General features: G+C 63.2%; 15 protein-coding genes. 11 read left to right on the forward strand and 4 right to left on the reverse strand.

Going from position 1 to position 17,697, the window contains the following annotated elements:
- Window positions 1-21: 21 nt before the first annotated feature.
- Together PIN31009_RS17225 and PIN31009_RS17230 are read left to right on the forward strand one after the other, a co-directional pair.
- Window positions 22-1,224, forward strand: coding sequence for an aminotransferase class I/II-fold pyridoxal phosphate-dependent enzyme (locus tag PIN31009_RS17225; protein WP_150791085.1), 1,203 nt, complete (start codon window positions 22-24; stop codon window positions 1,222-1,224).
- Between the two features lie 93 nt (window positions 1,225-1,317).
- Window positions 1,318-2,220, forward strand: coding sequence for a glutamate/aspartate ABC transporter substrate-binding protein (locus PIN31009_RS17230; protein ID WP_217426810.1), 903 nt, complete (start codon window positions 1,318-1,320; stop codon window positions 2,218-2,220).
- A 124-nt stretch (window positions 2,221-2,344) separates the two neighbouring features.
- On the opposite strand, the gene acnB is transcribed toward PIN31009_RS17230, so the two are convergent.
- The 3 genes from acnB to PIN31009_RS17245 form a co-directional block, all read right to left on the reverse strand.
- Entirely contained in the window at window positions 2,345-4,930 is a 2,586-nt protein-coding gene (acnB, locus tag PIN31009_RS17235) for a bifunctional aconitate hydratase 2/2-methylisocitrate dehydratase (protein WP_150791086.1), read from the reverse strand.
- Window positions 4,931-5,150: 220 nt separating this feature from the next.
- Window positions 5,151-5,936, reverse strand: coding sequence for an AraC family transcriptional regulator (locus PIN31009_RS17240; RefSeq protein ID WP_174996105.1), 786 nt, complete (start codon window positions 5,934-5,936; stop codon window positions 5,151-5,153).
- A 139-nt stretch (window positions 5,937-6,075) separates the two neighbouring features.
- Window positions 6,076-7,377, reverse strand: a complete 1,302-nt coding sequence (locus tag PIN31009_RS17245; RefSeq protein ID WP_087724841.1) for an MFS transporter — start codon at window positions 7,375-7,377, stop codon at window positions 6,076-6,078.
- A gap of 247 nt (window positions 7,378-7,624) precedes the next feature.
- Here PIN31009_RS17245 and PIN31009_RS17250 point away from each other — a divergent pair, with 247 nt between their 5' ends.
- The 6 genes from PIN31009_RS17250 (at window position 7,625) to PIN31009_RS17275 (ending at window position 14,510) form a co-directional block, all read left to right on the forward strand.
- The gene (locus PIN31009_RS17250; RefSeq protein WP_150791087.1) at window positions 7,625-9,418 is read left to right on the forward strand and encodes an FAD-binding protein; all 1,794 of its coding nucleotides are present in this window, start codon (window positions 7,625-7,627) and stop codon (window positions 9,416-9,418) included.
- A 61-nt stretch (window positions 9,419-9,479) separates the two neighbouring features.
- The gene (locus PIN31009_RS17255) at window positions 9,480-10,445 is read left to right on the forward strand and encodes a succinate dehydrogenase/fumarate reductase iron-sulfur subunit (RefSeq protein ID WP_174997236.1); all 966 of its coding nucleotides are present in this window, start codon (window positions 9,480-9,482) and stop codon (window positions 10,443-10,445) included.
- Entirely contained in the window at window positions 10,442-11,350 is a 909-nt protein-coding gene (locus PIN31009_RS17260) for a CoB--CoM heterodisulfide reductase iron-sulfur subunit B family protein (RefSeq protein WP_150791089.1), read from the forward strand. The genes PIN31009_RS17255 and PIN31009_RS17260 overlap by 4 nt, the downstream gene beginning before the upstream one ends.
- Before the next feature lie 90 nt (window positions 11,351-11,440).
- Window positions 11,441-11,653 carry a DUF1059 domain-containing protein gene (locus PIN31009_RS17265; protein WP_150685075.1) on the forward strand — a complete coding sequence of 71 codons (213 nt, stop codon included), beginning with the start codon at window positions 11,441-11,443 and terminating at the stop codon, window positions 11,651-11,653.
- Between the two features lie 127 nt (window positions 11,654-11,780).
- The gene (locus PIN31009_RS17270) at window positions 11,781-13,172 is read left to right on the forward strand and encodes an FAD-binding oxidoreductase (RefSeq protein ID WP_150791090.1); all 1,392 of its coding nucleotides are present in this window, start codon (window positions 11,781-11,783) and stop codon (window positions 13,170-13,172) included.
- 156 nt (window positions 13,173-13,328) lie between these two features.
- Window positions 13,329-14,510, forward strand: a complete 1,182-nt coding sequence (locus PIN31009_RS17275) for an alpha/beta hydrolase (RefSeq protein WP_150791091.1) — start codon at window positions 13,329-13,331, stop codon at window positions 14,508-14,510.
- A gap of 30 nt (window positions 14,511-14,540) precedes the next feature.
- Here the strand turns inward: PIN31009_RS17275 and PIN31009_RS17280 are convergent, their stop codons facing one another.
- On the reverse strand, window positions 14,541-15,245 hold the full coding sequence (locus PIN31009_RS17280; RefSeq protein ID WP_150791092.1) for a TetR/AcrR family transcriptional regulator: 705 nt from the start codon (window positions 15,243-15,245) through the stop codon (window positions 14,541-14,543).
- A 184-nt stretch (window positions 15,246-15,429) separates the two neighbouring features.
- Here PIN31009_RS17280 and PIN31009_RS17285 point away from each other — a divergent pair, with 184 nt between their 5' ends.
- The 3 genes from PIN31009_RS17285 to PIN31009_RS28425 are packed head-to-tail and all read left to right on the forward strand — an operon-like array spanning window position 15,430 to window position 17,675.
- Complete coding sequence (locus PIN31009_RS17285; RefSeq protein ID WP_150791093.1) at window positions 15,430-16,716, forward strand: alpha/beta fold hydrolase; 1,287 nt, start codon at window positions 15,430-15,432, stop codon at window positions 16,714-16,716.
- Between the two features lie 57 nt (window positions 16,717-16,773).
- Window positions 16,774-17,421, forward strand: coding sequence for a VOC family protein (locus tag PIN31009_RS17290; RefSeq protein WP_343039037.1), 648 nt, complete (start codon window positions 16,774-16,776; stop codon window positions 17,419-17,421).
- Complete coding sequence (locus PIN31009_RS28425; RefSeq protein ID WP_343039038.1) at window positions 17,418-17,675, forward strand: hypothetical protein; 258 nt, start codon at window positions 17,418-17,420, stop codon at window positions 17,673-17,675. The genes PIN31009_RS17290 and PIN31009_RS28425 overlap by 4 nt, the downstream gene beginning before the upstream one ends.
- The last annotated feature ends 22 nt before the right edge of the window (window positions 17,676-17,697 follow it).

Raw genomic sequence — 17,697 nt, forward strand, 5'->3', positions numbered from 1 at the left:
TTTCTACGGAATCGAAACATTATGAGTTTGTTGGCTACCCGCATGGGCCGGATTAAACCGTCACCCAGCTCCATGGCAACCGGCCGCGTCAAGACACTGCGCGCGCAGGGCAGAAACATCATCGGGCTCACCGCCGGTGAACCCGACTTCGATACGCCCGATCACATCATCGAAGCCGCATACGCCGCGATGAAGGCCGGCAAGACCCGCTATACGGTGGTCGACGGCACGCCGGAACTCAAGCAGGCGATCTGCGAAAAATTCCGCCGCGAGAACGGGCTCGACTACGGCATGGATCAGGTGACGGTCGCCAACGGCGGCAAGCAGATCATCTTCAATGCCCTGACGAGTACCGTCGACGAAGGTGACGAGGTCATCATCGCCGCGCCGTACTGGGTGTCGTATCCGGACATGACGCTGCTCAACGGCGGTACACCGGTAATCGTCGATTGCCGCGCCGAAGACGGCTACAAGCTCACGGCGGCGCAGCTCGAAGCCGCCATCACGCCGCGCACCAAGTGGGTGATTCTGAATTCGCCGTGCAACCCGACGGGCGCGACCTACACCCGCGAAGAGTTGCGCAGCCTCGGCGACGTGGTGACGAAGTACCCGAACGTGATGGTGCTCACCGACGACATCTACGAATACCTGATTTACGACGGCGAGGCGTTCTTCACGTTTGCGCAGGTCAACCCGCATCTGCTGGAGCGCACGCTGACGGTGAACGGCGTTTCCAAGGCGTACGCCATGACGGGCTGGCGCATCGGTTTCGCGGGCGGCCCGCGCGACTTGATCAAGGCGATTGCCAAGCTTCAGTCGCAGAGCACCAGCAGCCCGTCCGCCATCAGTCAGGCGGGCGCGTTGGCCGCGCTCACCGGCACGCGTGATTTTCTCGAGGAATGGAAAGCCCAGTACACCGCGCGCCGCGATCTCGTGGTCGAGCAACTCAACGCGGTTGAGGGGCTGCACTGCGCGAAGCCGGTCGGCGCGTTCTACGCCTACCCGTCGTGCGCCGGTGTGATCGGCAAGAGGACGCCGGAAGGGAAGGTCATCAACAACGACACCGATTTCATTCTCTATTTGCTCGACACGCAGGACGTCGCGGTGATTCAGGGCGAAGCCTTCGGTATCTCGCCGGCATTTCGGCTCTCGTTTGCCACGTCGATGGAAAACCTGCGCGAAGCGTGCGCGCGAATCGCGCGGGCGTGTGCTGCGCTGACGTGATGACGCGTCGAGCGTTCCATGCGTTCCGGGCATCTGCATTCCCTTCTGCAAAACCATAAGTAACCGCTTTCGATGGCGGGTGGAGACGACAAGATGAAGTACATGAGCTACGGGGTTGTGTTGTTGGCGCTGATGAGCGGTGTGGCGAATACCCAGGCTGCCACGCCGCTCACCGGGTCTCTGAAGAAGATCAAAGAGAACAATGTCATCGTGCTGGGCAATCGCGAGTCGTCGGTGCCGTATTCGTACTACGACAACGGCCAGAACGTGATTGGTTACTCGCAAGAGATCGCCTTGCAGATCGTGGAGGCGATCAAGAAGGAGATCGACGCGCCCGGCTTGCAGGTGCGCATGATGCCGATTACCGCGCAGAACCGCATTCCGCTGGTGCAAAGCGGCACGATCAATCTGGAGTGTGGCGGCACGACGAACAACGCGGAACGCCGCAAGCAGGTCGAGTTTTCGAACACGATCTCGATTACGGAAACGCGCCTGCTGACGAAGCGCACCTCGGGCATCCGGTCGTTCAACGATATCGAAGGCAAGACCGTTGCGGTGACCGCAGGGACGACCTCCGAGCGCTATTTGCGCAAGAAGATCGCCGAAGCGAAGCTGAATGTGATGATCGTGGCGGCCACCGATCACGCGCAGGGATTCATGATGGTGCAGCAGGGCCGCGCGGCCGCGTTCTTCATGGACTCGGACGTGCTGTCGGCGGAGAAGGCCAAGGCGAGCAAGTCGGATGACTACATCATCACCGGCGAGCCGCAGACGTTCGAAGCGATTGCCTGCATGCTGCCCAAGAACGATCCGGCGTTGAAGGCCATCGTCGACAAGACGATTGCCCGCATCCAGACGAGCGGTGAAGCCTACAAGCTGTATCAGAAGTGGTTTATGTCGCCGATTCCGCCGCAGAACATCAACCTGAATCTGCCGCTGAGCCAGAAGCTGAAGTCGGTGTTCGAGACACCGAACGACGTGTCGTTGGACGACTAAGAGGAAGCTGACGCCCCGGTCTTTTCCGTCGTCGCTGCGCAAATAAAAAGCGCCCCGAGTTTTCACTCGGGGCGCTTTTTTCGATGCTACGGCGCCACCTGCACGCCGTAACCCGACCGCAGGCTTACGCCTTGACGGTGTCGGCCACTTCCTTGAAGTCTTCGATCTGGTCGAAGTTCATGTACTTGTAGATCTTGTCGCTGTTGGCGCTCAGCACGCCCATGTCGGCCATGTACTCTTCCTTGCTCGGAATCTTGCCCAGACGCGAGCAGATTGCCGCCAGTTCCGCCGAGCCAAGATACACGTTCGTGTTCTTGCCCAGACGGTTCGGGAAGTTGCGGGTCGAGGTCGACATGACCGTCGCACCTTCGCGCACTTGTGCCTGATTACCCATGCACAGCGAGCAGCCCGGCGCTTCGGTACGCGCACCGGCAGTGCCGAAAACGCCGTAATGGCCTTCTTCGGTCAACTGCTTCTGGTCCATCTTGGTCGGCGGGGCGACCCACAGCTTGACCGGAATGTCGCGCTTGCCTTCGAGCAGCTTCGAGGCCGCACGGAAGTGACCGATGTTGGTCATGCACGAGCCGATGAACACTTCGTCGATCTTGGCGCCGGCCACATCCGACAGCGTCTTCACGTCGTCCGGATCGTTCGGGCAGGCCACGATCGGCTCGTGAATGTCGGCCAGATCGATCTCGATCACCGCAGCGTATTCGGCATCGGCGTCCGGGCCCAGCAGTTGCGGGTCGGCCAGCCATTGCTCCATCGCCGAGATACGGCGCTGGATGCTGCGCGGGTCTTGGTAGCCTTCGGCGATCATCCACTTCAGCAGCGTGATGTTGCTGGTGATGTACTCGATGATCGGTGCCTTGTTCAGGTGAACCGTGCAACCGGCGGCCGAGCGCTCTGCCGAGGCGTCCGACAGTTCGAACGCTTGCTCGACCTTCAGATCGGGCAGGCCTTCGATTTCAAGAATGCGGCCCGAGAAGATGTTCTTCTTGCCTTGCTTGGCGACCGTCAGCATGCCTTGCTTGATGGCGTACAGCGGAATGGCGTTGACCAGATCGCGCAGCGTCACGCCCGGTTGCATCTTGCCCTTGAAGCGGACCAGCACCGATTCCGGCATGTCCAGCGGCATCGTGCCGGTGGCAGCGGCGAAGGCGACCAGACCCGACCCTGCCGGGAAGCTGATGCCGATCGGGAAGCGGGTGTGCGAGTCGCCGCCGGTGCCGACGGTGTCGGGCAGCAGCATGCGGTTCAGCCACGAGTGGATCACGCCGTCGCCCGGACGCAGGGCGATACCGCCGCGCGTGCTGATGAAGTTCGGCAGCGTGCGGTGCGTCTTCACGTCCACCGGCTTCGGATACGCCGAGGTGTGGCAGAACGACTGCATGACGAGGTCGGCCGAGAAGCCCAGGCAGGCCAGATCCTTCAGTTCGTCACGGGTCATCGGGCCCGTGGTGTCTTGCGAGCCGACCGAGGTCATCTTCGGTTCGCAGTACGTGCCCGGACGCACGCCTTGACCTTCCGGCAGGCCGCACGCGCGGCCAACCATCTTCTGGGCCAGCGAGAAGCCACGGCCGCTGTCGACCGGTTGCTGCGGCAGGCGGAACAGGGTCGACGGGGCCAGACCCAGTGCTTCACGTGCCTTGGCGGTCAGGCCACGGCCGATGATCAGGGGAATACGGCCACCGGCGCGCACTTCGTCGAACAGCACGTCGGACTTGACCTGGAACTCGGCGATCACTTCGCCGTTCTTGAGGGCCTTGCCGTCGTACGGGCGCAGTTCAACCACGTCGCCCATTTCCATTTGCGACACGTCGAGTTCGATCGGCAGGGCGCCGGCGTCTTCCATCGTGTTGTAGAAGATCGGGGCGATCTTGCTGCCCAGACACACGCCGCCGAAACGCTTGTTCGGCACGAACGGGATGTCTTCGCCCGTGAACCACAGCACCGAGTTGGTCGCCGACTTGCGCGAGGAGCCCGTGCCGACCACATCGCCCACGTAGGCGACCAGATGGCCCTTGTCCTTCAGCGATTCGATGAACTTGATGGGGCCGCGCTTGCCGTCTTCTTCCGGGGTGATGCCGGGACGCGTGTTCTTCAACATGGCCAGCGCGTGCAGCGGGATGTCCGGGCGCGTGGTGGCGTCAGGGGCCGGCGACAGGTCGTCGGTGTTGGTCTCGCCCGTGACCTTGAACACGGTGATCGTCAGGCTTTGCGGCACTTCCGGACGGCTGGTGAACCACTCGGCGTCAGCCCAGCTTTGCAGCACGGCGCGCGCGTTGGCGTTGCCCTTGTCGGCCAGTTCCTTGACGTCGTGGAACTGATCGAACATCAGCAGGGTTTTCTTCAGCGCGTCGGCAGCCACGGTACCCACTTCGGCGTCGGCGAGCAACTCGATCAGCGGGGCGATGTTGTAGCCGCCCAGCATCGTGCCGAGCAATTCGGTCGCGCGGGCGCGCGAGATCAGCGCGCACGGCGTCTGACCCTTGGCCACGGCGGCCAGGAAACCGGCCTTCACGCGGGCGGCTTCATCCACGCCGGCGGGCACACGGTGGGTAATCAGATCGACCAGCGTCTGTTCTTCGCCGGCGGGGGGATTCGTCAGCAGTTCCACCAGTTCGGCGGTCTGTTGAGCCGACAGCGGCAGGGGAGGAATACCGAGTGCGGCGCGTTCGGCCACGTGAGCACGAAAGTTTTCAAGCATTTGGGGACCTGCTGGTATTGAGTTTCAGGAGAAGGCCTTGTGGGCCTCCATGGGTGTTCCGGACACTGCTTTGCCCGCGATTTTAGTCCCCACAACTCATAAGGTCAAATGTCTTATGTCTTATATAAGAGTTGAAAAAGCAACAGTTGCCCGGGCGATGCCGGGCGGCGTGGATTTCAAGGGGGGCGGTGCAGGCCCGGACGCGGGCGCCGGTGCGGGTTCAGGCGAAGTATTGGCCGGGCGTGCGTCCGAGGGATTTGCGGAACATTTCGATGAAACCGGTCGTGCTTTCGTAGCCGAGTTCGTTGGCGACCGCCGAGACGGCCCGGCCTTCGGCCAGCCGGTAAAGCGCCTCTTGCAGGCGCACGTGGCGGCGCCATTCGTCGAAGGTGAGGTTGAGTTCGCGGGTAAACAGCCGCGAGAGGGTGCGTGCGCTGGCGCCGACGTGATCGCCCCATTCCTGCAACGTGCGGTTGTCGGACGGCTCGCGCAGGAATTCGGTGCACAGGCGGGCGAGGCGCCGTTCGCGCGGAATTTCGAGCGAGAGCGGAATCTCATCGCTGAATTCGAGCTCGTCGCGGATGATCTCGAAGAACTTGTCGACGTGGCGCTTGCGCAGCATGGGCTCGTCGGTGGCAGCGGCGCGCAGGATCAGTTCGCGCATCAGGTTCGAGACGACGAGCGGTTCGCAGGTCTTCGGCAGGTCGGCCACGACGTGCGGCGAGATCAGCAGGTTGTGCATGCCGAACGACGCACGCAGGCGCACAGCGTGCAGCGTCATTGGCGGAATCCAGACAGCGCGCTGCGGGGGCACGACCCAAGTGCCGCGAGGCGTGTCCACGGTCATGATGCCTTCGCTGCCGAACAGGACTTGCCCGTAGGGATGCACGTGCGGCTCGACACCGCCACCGGACGGAAACTCGAACGCCAGCCCGACCATGGGCGCGGGCGAGATTCGCGACTCGAAGAACTCGACATCCTGTGCGGTGATGATTCGGGTCTGCATGACGTGCCACCTGGCTTCAGGGGAAAGGAATGCGCGTTTCATTCTTTCCTTAACGTCGGTTGCAGGACATGGGGGTTAACACGAGGCGGACGAGGCTGGAGGTCGGCCCTCCAGCCTGCAACAGCCGGATTGGCAATGGTTATTCGAGCGCTCGCCCGCGCGTTTCCGGCATCCAGAGGACGGCCGCCACCGTCAGCAGGTTGAGCGCAATCAGATACGCGGCAAACCACCCCAGATGGCCGTGATCCGCGAGCCAGTTCTGAAGGTACGGGGCGGTGCCGCCGAAGATCGCCACCGTCAGCGAGTAGGGGATGGCGACGCCGGTGGCGCGAATGCGCGTGGGGAACAATTCCGCATAGACCGCCGGGGCGATGGCGGTCCACGCGGCCAGCACGACCAGCCCGATGCAGATCGCCAGCGTCAGCCGCACAAAGGAGCCGTCGATGAGCATCAGCGCCGGCACGATGACCAGCGCCGATCCGCCCGCGCCCAGCAGCAGGTTGGGCTTGCGCCCGATGCGATCGGAGAGTGCGCCCCAGAACGGCTGCACGGCCATATAGACCAGACAGCCGATGCACAGCGCCCATAGCCCCTGACGCGCATCGACCCCCTTGAAGTGGGTGGCAAACGTGATCGCCCCCGACATCCATGTGTTGAACGTCAACGTCGGTCCGGCCGTGAGGGCAATGATCCGCAGCACCGACGTGCGGTGTTCCCAGATGGCCTGCGCCATCGGCTGCGTCGGCACGCCGGCGCGCGCTTCGCTCTGCTCCTGTTCGAACGCGGAGGTTTCTTTCAGGCGGCCACGCAGGAACAACGCATAGACCCCGAGAGCGGTGCCGAAGAAGAACGGGATGCGCCAGCCGTACCGGGTCATCTCGTCGGCGGAGAACACCTGCGTGAGCACCAGCCCGACGGCCGTGGCCAGTAGCGAGCCGCCGGTAATGGCGATGAACATGCTGCTCGACCACAAGCCGCGCCGGTTCACGGGCGCGCTTTCCACGAGGAACGTGAACGATGCGCCAATCTCGCCGCCCAGACCGAAGCCCTGAAGCAGGCGCCCGAACACGAGCAGCGCCGGGGCCATCAGGCCGATGGACGCGTAAGTGGGCGACACCGCGATCACGAGGCACCCGGCGGCGGTGACGGCCATCGAGGCCACCATCGCAAAGCGGCGGCCACGACGGTCGGAGAGCCAGCCGAAGTAGATGCCGCCGATGGGGCGCAGCAAAAAGCCGACGGCGAAGACGGCCAGCGTCGACAGGAAGGCGGCAGTCGGATCTTCGGCGTGGAAGAACTGCGTCGAGAAATAGCGCGAAAAGAGCACGAACGAGGCGAAGTCGTACCACTCGAGCGCGTTGCCGATTCCGGCGCCCAAGATGACCGACTTCGCCGGCGAACCGCGCTCGTTGCGGGCGACGGCTTGCAGGGTCGCATCCATGGTGTGTCTCCTCATACCAGATAGTCGTTGTTATGTGTTTTACGGCCCTGTTCACCTTAGCGTGACTTGTCCGCCCGACACACCGCGCGCGGGACAACACATATCGCAAAGCGGACAAAATTTTCTACCGGGGCGGCTCGCCTCGTCCGGGAGTGTTTTGATGCGTTCTTGCCGCGCCGCGCACATTGGCCGCTTTGGTGGATGACGTGTCCCGATCGCTGCATCGGTGCCGGGCGGCCTGCCCACAATGGTCACATTCCATTTCACACGTTTCGACAACCGGCCCGAGGAGGGCGCTGCTGCGATGAGGGTGATCCATTGCGATGTAGTGGTCGTTGGCGGCGGCGGGGCTGGCACCTATGCCGCCCTGCGCCTGCACGATCTGGGCTTGAAGCCGATGCTGATCTCCAAGGGGCTGGTCGGCAAGAGCGGTGCGTCGATCATGGCGGGCGCAGTCATCGTCGGCTCGAAGATGCTCGGCGGCACCGACCAGAACGCGGCCGCCTCGCTCGAATTTTTCGCGAAGTACTACAGCCACTTTCTTGTCGATCAGTCGTATCTGGCGGCCGCCGGTCACTGGATCGAGAACACGTTCTATCCGGAGATGGAATCGCTGGGGTTGCTGTTCTCGCGCGAGGCCGACGGCCAGATCGCGATGAGCCACTCGCCCGTGCGTTGGGCGGTCGCGCCCATGCAAGGGCAGACCGGCATTCTGCTGATGGATATCCGGCGTAAGCAACTGCAAGCCCGAGGCATTCCGATGCATGAGGAATGCATGGTCACGGCGCTGCTGCGCAACGCAAACGGCGAAGTCTGTGGCCTGACGGCGCTGGACTATGTGCATGGCGAGATGTTTGCCGTGCATGCGAAGGCGGTCGTCATGGCGACGGGGCACGCGGACCGGCTGGTGCGCCGCTCCACAGGCACGCGCGAGCAGACCGGCGACGGCATCGCGCTGGCGCTGCGCGCGGGGGCCGAGATGACCAATCTGGAGATGCAGTTCTGGCACATCAGCGATTTCGCGAACCCGCCGACGTGGCAGCGCCTGCACGTGTACCCGAACCCGCTGGTGGGGACCGACCAGAGTTCGCGTGTGTACAACGCGCAGGGCGAATGCTTCTTCGAGCAGGCACGCGATGCCCCTGCCGCACTCGCGCCGTACTCGCTTCAGGTGAAACGGCTCACGCAGCAGGTGCTCGCGGGCAAGGCGCGCTTTAGCGGCGGCTATTACACGTCTTACAGCCACGTCGACGCCGATGTGCTGCGGCGTTATCAATACGCCGGTTCCGCATTCGAAAAGCTGGGGCTGGACATTACGCGTGACAAAGTCGAAGCGCGCACCACGATGCATTACCGGCAGGGAGGGATCGAGTCCGACCCGCACTCGATGCGCACCAGCGTCGACGGCTTGTGGGTGGCGGGTGGCGTGGGCGCTCACGTGACGGGAAGTCTGGCGGTTGCCATCTATGACGGCGGGCTGGCAGCGGAGTCGGTGGCCGGGGGCTTGCCCGACCGCCATCGCCACGACGACCTCACGGAGCAGCAGATCCGTGCGGAGGAGCAACGGGTCGAAGCGTTGCGCACAGGTGCGGGGGCGGGCGGCAGCGGTCAGCAGCCTCTGGCCCCCATGCACGTCAAGACCGGCGTCTGGGATGCGATGGGCGAAGCCTACGGCCTGATCAAGAGCGGGGATGCGATGCGCGAGGGACTGGCCCGACTCGCCGTGTTCCGCGAGCGCGAGTTGCCGCGCATGACACCGCCGAGTGCATCGCGGCGCTTCAACACGGCGTGGCTGGATGCGCTGGATGTTCACAACCTCATTGATGTATGCGAAGTCACGCTGCAAAGCGCATTGAAGCGCGAGGAGAGCCGCGGCAGCTTCTATCGCACCGACTTCCCGTATGTCGACAACACCGCGTGGCAGTGCAAGAACATCGTGGCGCGCGATGGTAGCGACTACCGGTTCAGGAAGGAGCGCTATCCGGCAGGGGGCATCGCGCCGGGGTTCGACCGGCAGGAGTATTTCAGCGTGCCTTGGTAACCCGCTGTCATCCCGGCCTCAACCATTCATCCATAACCATCCATTCGCGCAGAGGGGACCCATGCATTCGGACGTCAGGCAATTTCGGGGTGACATTGGCAGCGGCAGTGAACTGACGACGGTGACGCTGCACATCTCGCGCTTCGATCCGGAGACGGACGCGGCGCCCTACGTCGAGACGTTCGCGGTGCCGGGGGTGCCGCACATGCGCATTATCGACGCGCTGAACTACGTGCAGGAAGCGCTCGCCGTGGACATCGGCTTTCGATGGTATTGCGGCACCAAGAAGTGCGGCACCTGCGCTGTGCGGATGAACGGACGCGAAGTGCTCGCTTGCTGGGAGGCGGCCGAAGCCGAGATGCATATCGAGCCGCTGCGCCATCTGCCGCTGATTCGCGATCTGGCGGTTGACCGCGCGCCTGCCGAAGCGAAGCTGGTGTCGTTGCAGACTTGGCTTCAGCGATCGAAGCCGTATGGCGGGTTTCCCGAGCCGATCGATGCGGCCAACGCCGCGACGCTGCGCGCCACGATGGACTGCCTGAGTTGTCTGGCCTGCTATTCGGCATGCCCGGTGCTCGATTTTCCCGACGACATTGCGTTTGCCGGGCCTGCGCCGCTGGTGCATCTGGCCCGCGTCGCGCTGGACGCCCGCGACGATGCGCCGCGTCTGCAAGCCATTCTGGAAGAAGCGCACGTTCACCATTGCGTGTCTTGTTATCAGTGCGAAGCCGTTTGTCCCGCGCACATACCCATCGTGAGTGCCGCCATCGAACCGCTCAAGCAACTGGCCTATGCGCAGTCCCGCGATGCGTCGCCGCATGCGCGCACGTTCATGGACATCGTCGCGCGACGCGGACGTATCGAGCCCATGCTGCTGGTGCTCGGCACGCGCGGTTGGCGCGCCGTGCTGCAACGCCCCGGCCGCACGTTCAAGCTGATGCTGCGCGGCAAGGTCAGCCCATTGGCGGCGCTACTGCGCCGGCCGGTGGACGGCATCAAGACGATCCGGCGAATTTTCTTTAAATGAGTTCATTCCACCAAGGCACCGACATGCAAATCGCCTTCTATCCCGGATGCAGCGCACGTACCACTTGTGGCGAGTTACTGGAGGCCACCCATGCCGTGGCAGACCGGCTGGGCATCACGCTCGAAACGCTGAGTTCCGCCACCTGCACCGGCAGTCGCGAGATTCGTGCGGCCGACCCGGAGCGCTTCGTGGCGCTCAACGTGCGCATCATCGCGCTGGCCGAGGCGAAAGGCCTCGATCTCATGACGATCTGCAATACCTGTACGTTGAACCTGATCGAAGCGAAACAGCGCGTCGACAACGACCCGGCGTTGCGTGCGCGTGTGGACCGCAAGCTCGCGGAGGAGGGGCTGGTCTACCGGGGCACGGCACGTGTGACGCACTTTCTCTGGTATCTGCTGGAGGAAGTGGGGGAGGCGCGGTTGCGCTCGCTTGTGAAAACACCGTTGTCGGAACATCGAATCGCAGCGTTCTACGGCTGCCACATCGTCCGGCCGCCGTCGGTATTCGGTGATACGGATGCGCGTGACGTCAGATCGATCGAAACACTCGCACAGATACTGGGCTGCACGACGGTGGATTATTCCGGCAGAACGGCGTGCTGCGGCTTCCACTGCTCGGCGCAAAGCGATGTGATTCCCATCAAACTCAGCGGGCGCCACGTGGCATCGGCCAAAGCGGCGGGGGCGGACGCAATGGTGACGCCGTGTCCGCTGTGTCATACGGTGCTCGACACTTATCAGGACGACATGGCGCGCGATCTGAACACCTCGCTCGATATGCCGGTGCTGCATTTGCCACAGCTTGTCGGGCTGGCATTAGGCATCGACGCGGCGGCGCTCGGTCTCAAGCGGCACGTTGTGCCGGTTAAGGGCGTGCGGCGGGTTCCGCCGGCGTTGTCGTGACTCCGGTTCATGGCATGGTATGGAAACAATTTCACCACCCGCGACCTATACTTTCTGAATGATTTTGTTCCTAGAAAGGAGGAGAAAATCATGACCCGAAAATACATCGATTGCCGGGAGTTTCCGAGCGAGACGAACTGCTCGGTCGCGCTATGTGCTGATTCCGAAGGTGAATTGCTGGAGGCTGCCGTGCAGCACGCGGTCACAGTTCACAAACATACCGATTCGCCGGCGTTGCGCTCACAGTTGAAGACGCTTTTCCATGACGGCACCCCTCCCGTAGACGCACCGCGTCAAGGGTAATTAGCGACACAGAGTCACCAAAGACGACGCCCATAGTCGCCCTCTTCTCAAGCGGGCAAAGCCTTGGAGAAGTATCGAGTCTCCCTGCGATTGCCTCAGGTCCGGGCCACACAGCATGAGGTGTCTTATGACCCACTTATCCACCGAGGCAATCGGCGCGTTGAGCGCGTCCGCAAGAGGCCAGGTGTTGCTGCCCGGCGACCCCGATTTCGATCGGTCTCGACGTCTTTGGAATGCCATGATCGATCGCCACCCGGCCGTGATCGTGCGCTGCGCGGGCGTCGCCGATGTCCGCCGGGCAGTGGACTTTGCGCGCGATAACAAGCTGCCGCTCGCCGTGCGGGGCGGCGCGCACAACATCGCCGGCTCGGCGGCGTGCGACGACGGACTGATGATCGATTTGTCGCCGATGACATCGGTGCGTGTCGATCCGGCGGCACGCCGTGCCTATGTCGAACCGGGCGCCACGCTGGGCGATTTCGATCACGAAGCACAGGCTTTCGGTCTCGCGACGCCGCTCGGGATCAACTCGACGACCGGCGTGTCGGGCCTGACACTTGGCGGCGGATTCGGTTGGCTTACCCGGAAATACGGAATGACGATCGATAATCTCTTGTCGGCGGATGTCGTGACGGCCGACGGGGAACTGGTCCACACCGCTGCCGATGCGCACGAGCACCTCTTCTGGGCGATTCGCGGCGGCGGTGGCAACTTCGGCGTCGTCACGATGTTCGAGTTCCAACTGCACCCGGTCGGGCCGGAAGTGTACGGCGGCCTTGTCGTACTGCCGTTGGCGCAGGCGAAAGACGCGCTCAAAAGCTATCGGGTTGCCGCGCGCGATATGCCCGACGAGCTCTCGGTATGGGCGGTGTTGCGCCTTGCACCGCCGTTACCGTTTCTGCCGGAGGCGGTCCACGGCAAACCGGTCGTCGCGTTTGCAAGCTGCTACACCGGTGCGCTTGAAGACGGCCCGGCGGCGTTGGCGGCGGTGCGCCGCCTCGGTACCCCGTATGGCGAGCACCTCGGCCCGATGCCGTATGCCATGTGGCAACAGGCGTTCGATCCGCTGTTGATGCCCGGTGCACGCAATTACTGGAAGTCGCACAATCTGGCCGACTTGCCGGATGGGCTGCTCGACGTGTTGATCGACGCGATTGGCAAGCTGCCGTCGCCGCAATGCGAAATCTTCTTCGGGCAGATCGGCGGGCAGGCAAGCCGCTATCCGGCGGATGCTACGGCTTATCCGAGCCGCGATACCCAATATGTCATGAACGTGCACGGACGCTGGGACGACCCGGACGACGATGCGCGCTGTGTCGCGTGGGCACGCGCATTTTTCGACGCGGCCGCGCCTTTCGCACTGGGTAGCGCCTACGTCAATTTCCTGACACAGGACGAAGCGGACCGGGTCGGGGCAGCCTATGGCCCGAACTATGAGCGTCTCGTTGCCGCGAAAACCCGGTATGACCCGCATAACCTGTTCCATCACAACCAGAACATCAAGCCGGCTCGCGATTAATGCTGGCAGGGGCAGCCTCGATCGGGCGCAGGTCGATCGCCGGTCATCGTCTGCCCCAGTTGCTGGCGCGCGAAGATTCCGGTAGCGTTGCGCAAAATTGTCGGACCGCACTATCCACGCAAGCTGTCGTCAGAACAACGCATCGCGGAGGCTGCTATGAAACGGGGTTTGGGGCTCGGGGGAGTACTCGTGGGTACGCTGCTGCTTGCGGCGTGCACGTTGCCAACAGGGGTGTCTGACAAGACGCTCAGCGCGGTGGGCTATCTGCCGCCGACAACCGCTGAAATTCCACTAAAGACCGGACCGACGGCGTCGACATTCGACTATCCGGTCATGTTCGGCACGACACGCAAGGCATCGCCTGCCGGGGCGGGCTTCTCCGACGACCGGGATGAGGCGCTTCACTATGGCCGGGTGTTCGTGACGATCCCTAAAAATCACCGTGTGGGCTCGCTGGGCTCGGACATCGGCACGTACTTCGGAAGCGATCCGAAGCTGACGGTGAACCGTTTCGAGTCAATCCCGGGAGAGGCGCAATTTCTTGCCATCGCGCAACGTGAACTTCGGCCGGTTACGGGCCCCGAAAACGGCTATGTCGTCGTCTTCATCCACGGCTACAACAACTCGTTCAACGACGCGGCATTGCGCGCGGCGCAACTGGGCGCTGATCTGGATGTGCCGGCGAACAACATGTTCCTGTTCTCATGGGCGGCGAGAAGCGACGTGATCAAATACACCTTCGACGAGGCAACCGTCGACACCAGCGAGGTGTATTTCCGGTCGTTTCTGGAGACGGTCGCCAAGGCGGCAAATGGGCGAAAGATTCATATCGTGGCGCACAGCATGGGGAATCGGGCATTGCTGCGTGTGATTGCGTCCGGCGTGAACACGGTCTCGTCGGAACGAGGGATCCGGTTCGGCCAGATTATCCTCGCCGCTGCCGACGTCGACCGCGATCTGTTTGCGCAACTCGCACCGAACTATCTGAAAGTGTCGGACAGAACGACGGTCTACCTTTCCCCGTACGACTTTGCGGTGGCGGCGTCCAGTCATGTCCACGACTATCCGCGCGTCGGCTGCGGAACGGCCCCGCAGGTGGTCGTCCCCGGTATCGACAACGTAGTGTCGAACCTGCCGGACGACTTCCCGTCGCATGCCTACTTCGCAGAGACGCTTCCCCTCCTGACGGACATCAAGAACCTGATGCTGCGCAACATGCCGGCGCGTTCCGGCGATAAGTGGAAGCGGGTGGATGGCTACTGGGTGGTCGGCGGCTCGCCCAACAACGCCAAGGTTGTCTGCCGGACTCGCAATACGCTGATGCCCGCGGCCCGATAGCCAGAAATCAGATCGAGCGCGGCAGGCGCGTTACGTTGCCGCGTTGCCGCGCTCGGTGGCGAGGTGCCGCTCAAGCAAGTCAATATCTTCGCGCAACAGCTTGATCACCCCGGCGGCGCCGGGCTCGCCCGGTTGCCGCCCGGACTCCTGTTCGACCGTGCGCAATGCCATGTCGGCAATCTGTTCGGCGATCTCTTCGGCCTTGCGCGGGCCTGCGGGCGTGAACCACCATGCCGTCCAGTTGCACATGCCGATGATGGAAAACGCGGCGACCTTCGCATCCATCACCCGGAACTGACCTCGCTCGATCCCCAGCTCGATGGCATGCCGGAACTGCTCCAGCACGGTGCGGCGGGACTGCTCGGCCAGCTTTTTCTGCTTGGGCGGCAGGTTGTCTTCATTGCGCTCGACAACACGAAATTGCAGCGGGTGCGTGAGGATCAGGTGCGCATGGCGCAGCACGAGATGGCGCAGCATCGCGGAGGGTTGCTGCAAGTTTTCCGGCAACGCCTCGGAGGCTAGTTCGCCCGCCGCGCGCGTGACCACCGTGGTGAGGACTTCGAGAATCGCTTCCTTACTCTTGAAGTAGTAATACAGCGCCGGCCGGCTGACGCCGACGACGTCGGCAATGTCGTTGAAACTCGTGCCGTCGAACCCGCGGTCGATGAAGAGTCGCGTGGCGACTTCCAGAATGTTTTCCCGCAACGCGTCGCTTTTGGTCTGTGCTTTGGTCATGGCCACTGTCTGGCGCGTCTTTTGACGCAGGCGTCAGAAAACCAACACCTTAACCAAATTCCCTTGCGGCGCAAAGCGCTGTGCCACGGTTGTTTACGGGTTTTTACTACATCGTCAATTTTCAGTAAAAATGTTTACTCATTCGTCAAAAATTAAACTAGTATGTAAAAAAAGGAGGTGGCAGATGAGTCAACAGCAACAGGGTCGCGGCGACGGCCAAAGCGCGACCGCAGGGTTTCTGAACACGGATTGGAATCCGCGCGACCTGCCGCTGGGCGCGAGCACCCGCAACGTGGTGCTGCGCACCGGCGACGGTGCGGCGACGAGCGGGTCGCTCTACACCGCCGGGTCGCCCGATACGGTGGTCTGCATCATGCATCCGCGCGAATTCATGGCGTGCCATTACCTGATTCCGGACATCGTCGACGCAGGCTTCGCGGCGTGGACGCAGGCGCCGCGCTCGGTGGGCAACGACATGCGGCTCGAACACGAATTTGCGCTCTACGACGTGGCCGCCGGCATGCGCTTTTTGCGCGACGCGGGCTTCAAGCGCATCGTGCTGCTCGGCAATTCGGGCGGCAGCGGCCTTTACGCCCTTTATGTGCAGCAGTCGGGTCTGGCGCCGGACGCGCGCATCGAACGCACCCCCGGCGGGCGTCCGACGAAGCTGGCGTCGCTCGACATGCCGGTCGTCGACGGCATGGTGTTCGTGGCCCCCCATCCGGGGCAGGGCGCGTTGCTGCAAATGTGTATCGACCCATCGGTTACCAACGAGCACGACGCGCTGTCGGTCGATCCGACGCTCGACCCGTTCGATCCGGCCAATGGTTTCGTGCCGCGACAACCCGGCACTCCCGCGTCGTCACGTTACGACGCCGACTTCGTCACGCGCTACCGTGCAGCGCAAACCGCCCGCGTGGCCCGGCTCGACGCGATGGCCCGCGATCTGATTGCCGCCCGCCAAGGCGCGCGCGAACGGATGAAGCGCGAAGGCGGCAGTGCCGACGGCACACTGCGCCGTATGGCCGCTCACACCCCGCTGATGACTGTTTGGCGTACCGACGCCGACCTGCGCTGCTTCGACCTGACGCTTGACCCTTCGGACCGTCGCTATGGCTCGTTGTGGGGCAGCGATCCGTTCGCATCGAATTACGGATCGGTGGGTTTCGGGCGCGTCTGTTCGCCCGAAGCGTGGCTGTCGACGTGGTCGGGGCTGTCGTCGAACGCGCTGCTCTCGAAAACGGCGGCCGCCATCGTGCAGCCGACGCTGCTCATCGAATACACGGGCGATCAGGCGTGCTTCCCGAGTGTGATCGCGGACCTCTACGCGAGCCTCGGCACGACGCACAAGTCGCATCGGCGCGTGCGTGGCGACCACCATGGCCGCGCGCTCGCGCCTGAGGACGAAGCTGGGCGCTACGTCGCGGGACGCCTCTTGCAAGACTGGCTGCGCGAGACCTTTCCGCAATGACGGCACCGATCACGCCTTTCTGGCCAACCTATTTACCCGACCTCCGGGAGACCCGACATGAAGTTGAATGACATCCCCGCTGCGGATCTTGCCTTGCGTCTGCATGGTGTCGATCACACCGCACGGCCGACGTGGCGCTTGCGCGAAACCGTCGAGTTTTATCGCGACGTGCTCGGCCTGCCGCTGATCCACACGATCTCCGCACGCGGCTGGGGGCCTGCTACGCACCCCGACTTTCTGCACTTCTTTTTCGATAGCGGCAACGGCAGCACCATCGCGTTTTTCTACTATCTCGGTAGTGACGAGCCCGCGGCGCTCGCTCGCCATCAGGGCAGCGCGCCGTTTCCCGACGATCACGTGTTCGACGCTACGCACACCGCATGGCTGGTCGACACGCAAGCCGATCTGCACGCGTGGAAAGCCCGTCTGGAGGCGCGCGGTGTCGAGGTGTCGGCCGAGACAGCGCACGAAGTGATCGAGTCGATTTACTTCCGCGACCCGAATGGCTATTTCATCGAGATCACCCGGAAGTTGCGCGCGTTGGAGAGCATCGATGCCCGCGATGCTGCCGCCACGCTTGAGGCTGCGATGGAAATCGAAGACGAAGCCCGCGACGGGAGCGCACCATTCACGTGTATCGACGCCGTCTGGCTGCGCAAGGCGCAACGCCTGAATCAACGCCTGCGCGAGGAGCGTCAGTCATGAGCGCCCATCCGTTACAGATTTTCGTATTGAACGTGCTGGAATTCGCGTCGCTGATCGACGCGGCGCGGCGACTGCCTGAATGCCGTATCGAGGCGGCCGGCGACTACACGGTGATTGCCAGCGACGTGCCGATTGCGTTCGAGCGCCGGGCGCTGGGACTGAAGCCGGCCGTCTGGTATGGCCTTTTCACGGGCGGCCTCGACGGCCGGATCGATTACGAACGCGACATCGTGCGGATCGCTCCGCGCGCATAAGTTCGCGACAGACCATGCAGGA

This window comes from Pandoraea iniqua, from assembly GCF_902459685.1.
In the GTDB taxonomy this organism is placed as follows: Bacteria; Pseudomonadota; Gammaproteobacteria; order Burkholderiales; family Burkholderiaceae; genus Pandoraea; species Pandoraea iniqua.